This is a genomic window from Hymenobacter sp. BT491 (assembly GCF_014349165.1).
GTDB lineage: Bacteria > Bacteroidota > Bacteroidia > Cytophagales > Hymenobacteraceae > Hymenobacter > Hymenobacter jejuensis.
Window position 1 is genome coordinate 150994 of record NZ_JACSJJ010000005.1, and the last position, 8760, is coordinate 159753.

Annotated in this window: 4 protein-coding genes and 1 rRNA gene; 1 reads left to right on the top strand and 4 read right to left on the bottom strand. The window is 52.6% G+C overall.

Annotation, left to right across the window (positions count from 1 at the left end; genetic code table 11):
• Positions 1–12: 12 nt before the first annotated feature.
• The 4 genes from H9I52_RS20430 to H9I52_RS20445 form a co-directional block, all read right to left on the bottom strand.
• Entirely contained in the window at positions 13–1665 is a 1653-nt protein-coding gene (locus H9I52_RS20430; protein WP_187455385.1) for a glycoside hydrolase family 28 protein, read from the bottom strand.
• A gap of 54 nt (positions 1666–1719) precedes the next feature.
• Positions 1720–3372 carry a RagB/SusD family nutrient uptake outer membrane protein gene (locus H9I52_RS20435; protein ID WP_187455386.1) on the bottom strand — a complete coding sequence of 551 codons (1653 nt, stop codon included), beginning with the start codon at positions 3370–3372 and terminating at the stop codon, positions 1720–1722.
• Positions 3373–3399: 27 nt separating this feature from the next.
• Positions 3400–6447 (bottom strand): SusC/RagA family TonB-linked outer membrane protein, encoded by a 3048-nt coding sequence (locus H9I52_RS20440; protein ID WP_187455387.1) that lies wholly within the window; start codon positions 6445–6447, stop codon positions 3400–3402.
• A 361-nt stretch (positions 6448–6808) separates the two neighbouring features.
• On the bottom strand, positions 6809–7369 hold the full coding sequence (locus H9I52_RS20445; RefSeq protein WP_187455388.1) for an NUDIX hydrolase: 561 nt from the start codon (positions 7367–7369) through the stop codon (positions 6809–6811).
• Positions 7370–8687: 1318 nt separating this feature from the next.
• Here H9I52_RS20445 and H9I52_RS20450 point away from each other — a divergent pair.
• Positions 8688–8760 (top strand): 16S ribosomal RNA (locus H9I52_RS20450); the annotation flags it as partial.

Sequence of the window (8760 nt, forward strand, 5' to 3'; positions counted from 1 at the left end):
AAACTATGCGTTCTAGCGTAGGCTCAGTACTTTTTTGGAAACTTTATCGCCCAGCTCCAGCTCCTTTTTAGCTTTCGAGCGGTCGGTGTTCACGAGTTTGATGTTCTTGGCGCGGTCGCCGGTGATGCGCATCAGCAGCTCGGCACCGGGCGTATAGCGAATGTTATCCAAGGTAATGTCTTTGCTGTTCTGGACTTCCAACACCGGCTTGGTTTCCGTAGAAAGCAGCGTCACATTCTTGAGGCGAATGTTCTCGGCCTCGATGCATAAAAGGCCTTTTTTGCTCTGTAACACCGCATTTTCGATGGAAATGTCCTTGATAGGCATTTCGGGCAGGCCGCGCACCATGATGCCGGTTTCGGCGCCGTTGCAGGTGACATTTTTGATTTCGATGTGTCGGAACTGGGGCGTGCCTTCGTTCAACGGTTCGGGCTTGATGACAGGCGGCGCCGTCGATTCGCCCGCCAGCGGCACGGGGTCTTTGGCCATGTAGTACATGTCAAAGATAATTGCCTGACCTACAATATCTTTCATGTCAATGTTGTCGATAAAGATGTTCTCCACTACCCCACCGCGTCCGCGAGCCGCCTTGAAGCGCAGGCCCACGTCGGTGCCCATAAACGTGCAGTTGGAGACGTAGAGATTGCGCGCCCCACCCGACATTTCAGAGCCGATCACGAAGCCGCCGTGCGCGTGGTATACTTTGGTATCGCGGATGATGAAATTCTCGGTCGGCATGCCGCGCTTGCGCCCCTGTTCGTCGCGGCCCGATTTGATGCAGATGCCGTCGTCGCCCACATCGAACGAGCAGCCTTCGATGATGCCATTCTTGCAAGATTCGAGGTCGATAGCATCGGTGTTTTGCCCGTATTCGGGGTTGAGCACGGTTACGTTGCGTACTGTAATATCCTCACTCATAAGCGGATGCAACGACCACGCCGGCGAGTTCTGAAACGTCACGCCTTCCAGCAGAATGCGTTTGCTCTTGGCCAAAACCAGCATATCGGGCCGCAGGAAATCCTTGATATTTTCAAAGTCCTTCACATCTTGCCCAGGCTTGAGGTAGAACGCCTCCGTGATCGTGGAGCCTTTCAGCGCCTGTGCCGACGGGTACCAAGTGTCTTTTTTGTCGTTCACCACGCCACCGCCATCTACCAAGCGTTTCCACTGCGTTTCGGTCAGCTTGCTCTTCTTCACAGCCCGCCACGTTGCCCCAGCGCCATCGAATACACCTTGGCCCGTAACGGCGATGTTTTCGAGGTTTTCGCCGTAGATCAGGGCTTGGTTACGCACGGCATCTACGCCTTCCCAGCTAGTCTTAATCAGGTGGTAATCTGCGTGTTGATCACTGAACTGTACCAACGCTCCTTTGGCCAGGTGCAAGTTCACGTTGTTGCGCATCTCAAGGCCAGCGGTCACCCAATGGCCGCGCGGCACCAATACCACTCCGCCGCCTGCTTTGCTGCACGCATCAATGGCTTGCTGAATGGCGGTGTTTTTGGTGAGGCCATCGGGTATCGCGCCAAACTTGGTGATGTTGACAGTATCCTTGCGGAACTCCGGAACCTTGACGGTAGGCAAATTAGGCGTGGTGCCCGCTGAAGCCGTTGTGAGGGCAAAGCAGCCGCCCAAGACCAGCAACGCAGAGGAAAGGGAAGTTTTCATGGAGAAAAGAAAAAGCCTGCCCGGCGTTAAACCAGGCAGACCAGAGAAGATAAATTAGTTGTAACCAGGATTTTGCGCAAAGTCCGCTTTATTCTGAATCGCGTCCAGTTGGCGTTGTGGTATGGGCCGTAGCGTGTGGTAATCCTGAATATTGGCGCCGGCTTCGGGGTTGTATTTGCGTACCCGCTCGACCAGCTTGTTGGTGCGTTTCAGGTCAAACCACCGCAACTGCTCGCCGGCCAACTCGCGCGCCCGCTCGTCCAGAATGAAGTCCAGGCTCAAGTCCGAAGCCGTGATTAGCATATCCTTTTCCTTGCCCGGAATGGCGGCACGCTGCCGCACCTGATTGATGCGTTCCAGGGCTTTCGTCGTGTTGCCCTGCTTGAATGCGGCTTCCGCCGATACCAGATACACGTCGGCCAACCGGATTACATACACGTCGCGGGCGCTTTGCTCCTCCGCTACCGTGGGCCGGGTTGGATCGTCAAATTTCTTCAGGCACACATAGTGCAACCGGTCGCCGGCCGCCGCGCCGTTGGCTTTGTACACTTTGCTTTGGTCCCAAGTGCGATACTTTTTGCTGGCCTGCACACTAGCCGGAATGATGTATTTAGAAGCGAAAACAGCCGTGTCGCCCACCTTGATACCCGCCGTAGCCGAGTTGTTGGCAATCCAGACCGTTTTAAACGAGGCGGCGTAGCGCGAATCAATTTTCTCGTTGAACAGATTCAGCAGGAACAGCGACGGCATGTAGCGGTTGAACGGGCGACCGTTGGCGATGTCACGGGTCATGCCGGGCTGGTCGTCGTACTTCATCGTCCAGAGCAGATGGCCGTTGTTGGCGCCGCGCGGGTGACCATCGGGATACAAAGTGGCATCCACGCGGTCGTTGAGGTTCAGGTCTTTGGAGTAGTTGACGGCCCAGACGATCTCTTTGTTCTCCAGATTCGTCATTGACCACAAATCGGCGTATTTAGGCTGCAACGCAAAGGTGTAACTAGTGATTACCTTTTCGGCCAAGTCGCCGGCTTCCTTATTTTGGCCGCGAGTGAGATACATCTTCGCCAAGAAAGCCTCAGCGGCGGGCTTAGTCACGCGGCCATAATCGGTAGTTGTAGCAGGCAGATTGGCCGTTGCAACTGTCAGATCCTCAAATATTTGCTTGTAGAAAGTTTCTATTGGCGTTTTGTTGGCAGTGGTCTGCACGCCTTCGGTAGGCTCGGTGGTGAAGTGCACGCCGCCCCACGTTTCGACGATGTGCCAGTAATAAAAAGCCCGCAGGAAACGCAGTTCGCCCTCGCGGATCTTCTGCTGCGCATCGCTCATTCCCGACTGGCCTATGCGTTTGATCCCCGCATTGCACACGTTCACGGCCGCATAGAGCCGCCCCCACTCTGTATCAACGTCTTTCTGGTTGGATTGCAGGTTGGACGTATAGTCGGTCAGCTCGGGATATACGTCGCCGGCACCGCGCAGCCACAAATCGGTGCCCAGTTCCGACAGAGCGTAGCCATCCTCTTTTCCATACCACCAGCGCGTGTACGAATAGGCCGCGTTCACGAGTGTTTCGAAGCCAGCGGGCGTCGTATAGACGTTTTCAGCCGTGAGGCCCGATGGATTGTATTCGTCTAGCTGCTTGTCGCAGGCCGTGGAAAGTACCGTGAGCAAGCTGGCTGTCAAGACTAATTTGATCGTTGAAGACTTCATTTTAGTATCTATTTGATTATCAACGATTTAGAAATTAATGTTAATTCCAGCAGTCAGCACCCGCGGAATTGGATTCGACAGCGCGGCCGTGTTGGAAGGCGCAGCCGAAGCGTTGGTAAGGCCCGTGCTGGGCGGGCCGGCTACAGCAGCGGCGGCCCGTTCGGGGTCGTAGTCTTTGATGTGGCTGAACGTTGCCAGGTTCTTTCCTTGCACGTACACCCGCACCGAAGACATCGAGAATTTCTGTAGGAAAGCGGCCGGAATGTTATAGCCCAACGTTACGGCGCGCAACTTCAGGTAAGAGCCATCGCGGTATGATAACGTGCTGAAATACTGCATGCTACTCTTCGACACGCTGGCATCTGGCCGGGGGTAGCTGTTAGTCGGGTTTTCGGGTGTCCAGTAGTCCTGCTTCGAGCTGTTTTCGATGCCTTGGGGGTCGAATATCTGGTTGTATTCGTAGTTGAGCATCTGGCCGTAGCGCGCAAACCACTGCAACGACAAGTCGAAGCCTTTGTAGCTGAAATCGTTGCTGAAGCTGGCGTTCCATTTCGGCAGGGCCGAACCCAGAATCTTGCGGTCGGCCGGCGTGATTTTGCCGTCGCCGTCTTGGTCCTTCACTTTAATCTGGCCGGGTTTCTGACCGAAGGTTTTGGCTAAATCAGCCTCGGCAGTCTGCCAGATGCCAATCTTTTCGTAGTCGTAAAACACGCGCGTTGGCGAGCCAATGAACCAGCCGTTGGCAATGTCATTGGCTTCGGTGGCCAGCGACACGATCTTCTCTTGGTTCTTAAACCAGCTAGCCTGCACGTTCCATTTGAAATCCTGCTTGTCGATAACGCGTGCGTTCAGGCCTAGCTCGATGCCACGGTTCTGGGTTTTGCCGATGTTCTGAGTGATATACCCTACCCCAGAAGTCATTGGCAGAAAGCGATTTAGCAAAAGACCACCTTCTTCGCCCGTAATCCAGTTTTTGATACCAGCGTTGGTCTGGTACACATCCACCGAGCCCGAGAGCCGGTTTTGCAGGAAGGCAAAGTCGAGGCCAATGTTCGCCGTGCCCGACAATTCCCAGCCCAAGGCGTTGTTGCCAATACGCGAGCTGAATGCGTAGCCCGGCGCCGAAGTTTCGCCGTACCCAAACGGAATGCGTGTAAGTACTGATTGCGACGAATAAGGCGGAATATCATAGTTGCCAGCGATGCCGTAGCTGGTGCGCAGCTTCAAGTCCGACAGCACCGAGATATCCTTCATGAAGTCTTCTTCGATGATGCGCCAAGCCACCGCCGCCGATGGGAAAAATGCCCATTTATTGCCTGCAGCCAGCTTCGATGAGCCGTCTTCCCGACCGGTCAGCGTCACGAGGTAGCGGCTCTTGTAGTTGTATTGCACCCGTCCCGCAAATGAGATCAGCTTGCTGTTCTGGTAGGCGCTGTTGATGCCCAACTGTTGGCTGGCGTTGCCCAGCGCATAATAAAGCTGTGAAGCCAGCAGCTGGTTAGCCCCTTGGGCCCGCGATGTTTCGGTGTTGAACGTAAGCAGCGACGTGATGCCGGTAACCGTCAGGGAGTGGTCGCCGAAGGTTTTGGTGTAGTTCAGAATGTTTTCCCAGCTCCAGTTGGTGTCATACTGCGTGCCGTACGACGAGAGCGGCACCGAGCCGGCGCGGTCTACAGTATTGGAACCCAGATAAATACCCGTGCGGGAGTTCGACAGCGTCAGGCCCAGATTCGACCGCAGGCTCAAGCCCGGCACAATCTGATAATCAACGTAAGCCGTTGTGAATGTGCGCGTTGTGCGAGCGTTGTTTTGGTAGTTGCCGGCTACTTCGTCCGAAAGCGGGTTGATATCTTTGCCGTTGTTTGGGAATACCACCACGTTGCCGTTTTCATCGTAGGGTGCGCCCAACGGATCAATTTTATTGGCAATGTTAAGTGGGTCGCGACGGGCATTTTGGTTGAAATACGTTAGCTGGTTCTGCAAGCCAATCTTTACCTTGTCGTTGATGGCTTGGTCGATGTTGAAGCGCAAGGAATACCGGTTTAGGTTGTCCATGCGCAGAATGCCTTGCTCGTTATAGAAGTCGAAGGAAGTGTAGAACTTGGTCTTCTCCGACCCGCCCGAAACTCCCACTTGGTGTTCCTGCTGCGTGCCTTTTTTCAGGAATAAGCTTGGCCAGTTGTAGCCTGTGCCACCCGCGGCAATCGTTGCGGCGTCTGCTGGCGTGAAGATTTTGGCGTCGTCGGCGGGGCTGCTCCACAAACCAGTGGTGCGGTTGGCTTCCCGCTTCTGGGCGATGTAGCCTGTTCCATCGTTGACGTGCGGATAATAAATAGCTTCCGTTTGGCCAATGTAGGAGTTTACAGAAACGCGCGTCTTACCAGCGGCGCCGCGCTTGGTGGTCACGATAATGACGCCGTTGGCTCCGCGTGAACCGTAAATAGCCGTGGAAGCCGCGTCTTTCAGCACCTCCATCGACTGAATATCATTGGGGTTAATGTCTTGTATAGAAGTGTATTGTACGCCATCTACCACGAACAACGGACCGTTGTTGGCCGTCAGGGAGCGGTTGCCGCGCACGGTTACGTTCACTCCTGCACCGGTGGCACCGCTGCTGCGCGTAATATCTACGCCCGGCAATCGGCCCTGCAATGATTCCATTACGTTGGCTGAAGGCGTTTTCTTGATGTCCTCAGGGTTTACCGAAACAATAGAGCCGGTTACATCACTCTTCTTCACCTCACCATAGCCGATCACAACTACTTCATCCAAAGCTTTCTGGTCGGTTTTCAGCTTCACGCTCAGAGTAGTTTTATCGCCTACACTGATCGTTTCAGTGATGTAGCCCACGTAGCTGAGCACCAGAGTAGCATTGTCGGGCACGCTGAGTGAGAAGTTGCCAGTGCCATCAGTGCCCGTGCCAATCGTGGTATTTTTTACTACAACCGTTACGCCCGGCAAGCCGTCGCCCGTGGCTGCATCCAACACCCGCCCGGTAATCGGGTGATTTTGTTGGGCCATCGCTTGTGTACCCATCCATAAAGACAGGAGCACCATCAGTAAAGACTTCCTCATGTTGTCAAAATTTAACTTGTTTAAGAAATCAGCACACTTGGTAGGCCACGCGTCCCACTTAAGGTTAGAGCAATAATTCGGTTTTCGAAGGCGAAGCGCCTTCAATATTTATGCAATCGTTATCGGGAACGTTGCCACAAGCGTGATTCGGGCTATCCTTGTGGCTTTATGCAGCTGCTTCAAAAGCGGTTTTAGCACTTAAAGCCGCTTTGGGCTTAATTCCAGCTCTTGCTGAGAGTTAGATTATATCGATACCACTCAATCGTTTTTGCAGCTCATTTCAAGAGTAGCCAAGCAATTTCGCTCTGATTCAGAGCCGTGAATGATTAATACATAACCTATTGACTGACTGTCGCTTACACTAAATTTCTTTTTCTAGTTCTTTTAAAGCCAATAAGCACAATGCAACGGAGCCAGATACGCGGATTTGTCCACTCATGATCATTCCTTCAACATCTGCCACTGGCACCTTCACCACTTCGATATTTTCGGTACGATCTAGGTTTTGCGCGCTCACTTGGTGGGCGTTTCGGGCCAAGAAAAAGTAAATCTTATTGGTGTCTTTGGTGGGGTTATCAGCCACTTGAAGTAGAAACTGCATGTTATCAGACGCATACCCTGTTTCTTCTAACAGCTCACGCTTGGCCGCTTCTAGAGGCTCGATTTCTCCCTCATCTATCACTCCCCCAGGCAGTTCTATCAAGATATCCTGCACACCATGCTTATACTGACGTACAAATATGACGTGGTTGTCGTCCGTCAAAGGAAAAGTGAGGGCCACATTACGCCGCACACTTACAAAATAATCGTCTAGTTCAAGCCCGTTCGGTAGCCTTACATAATCGCGACGCAACTGATACCATTTATGGTCAAATACAATATCGGATTTTAGCGTCTCCCAAGGCTGGATTTCGTTTTTCATATCAACAGCAGAACATCTGAAACCGCAAATTAGGCTTAGTATTGACAAGCTTACGTATCTTATTAAGCACCAATCATCTATGTCCAGACCCGCACCCTTCTTACCCTCTGCGACTCCTGACCAACCTTGCTCCCTGTTTTAATACTTCAAATCGTTTATCGGTTATTAGGCTATAGGTAAGCATATGCATTATCCCTCGCTATTACCTGTTCGACTCTCAGTCCGTATATTATATAGTATGCCCAGATCCCCCAACTGAGCTTACAACTTAACAGCCCCTTTTGTCCACAACCACCCAACTTCCCACCCATGCCAGTCTTCCACGAAATCTTGCCCGAAACCTATTTGCTAATTCCTACCGATTCGGATTCGGATAATGGCAATGAGTTATTGCAGGCTCTACGCCACGCTCGGCGCAGTGGTAAAACAAGCATCACTCTCGACTGCCGGTATTTAGCCGCCATCTCTCCTACTGTCATTTCGGAGATAACCCGTTTACAAAGCAAATGGCGTAAGCATCATATTAACTTATTGATAGCCCAAACCACTGATAAGGTACGTCAAGCTTTCTCATAAGCCACAGCGTCTAGCTAGCTTCTTTTAATCTCTCTGATCCATTTTATATCGAAATACGGTTGCGATTCTAACACAACTTAATATCCTTGGCTTATTGGGAAAGCGGAATAATTAAGATCCGAGCTTACCTAGGATCCTACCCTTCATTCTATCAATGCCTGTTGTAGAATAATTGTAGCCTCGATTAAAAATAAACTCTCTGTCTATCAAGCACTCTCGTATTAATAACACATTACCTCTTGCTTAAAAGGGAGCGAGTCGTGCATCTTTGCAGGCCCAACCGGGAAGCGGGCGGGGCTCTTTTGGGCAGATGCGGCCCGGGTTTGTGGGGCACCGGCCGCCGAAAAATATTTTTCGCGGGGGGCTTGCAAACGGCGGCCAGGCGGTGTTACCTTTGCAGCCCGCTTCGGAAGGAAGGGAGTCAGGCCAGCAGGGCCGGCGAAACGAAGTAAATTTTTTTCGCTTCTTGCTTGGATGGCAGCAAAAAGGTTGTACCTTTGTCCCCCCAAGCGAAAGGCGGCGGGAAAAACGGAGTACAGCAGACGCGGCGCAGGCCGCGGCCAGGTCGGCCCAACGGGGCGGGCACACGTTCTTTGAATGTTTGGAAAAGACAAAAGGATAGGGCCGGGCGGCTTTCGGGCCGCCCGGCATCCAGCGTAACAAAATCGATCACGCTCGGTAATACGGGTCGGATCAGCACTCGACATGGTCTTTGCTTCGGCAAAGGCAGCAAGTAACTTATACAATGGAGAGTTTGATCCTGGCTCAGGATGAACGCTAGCGGCAGGCCTAATACATGCAAGTCGAACGGGCGG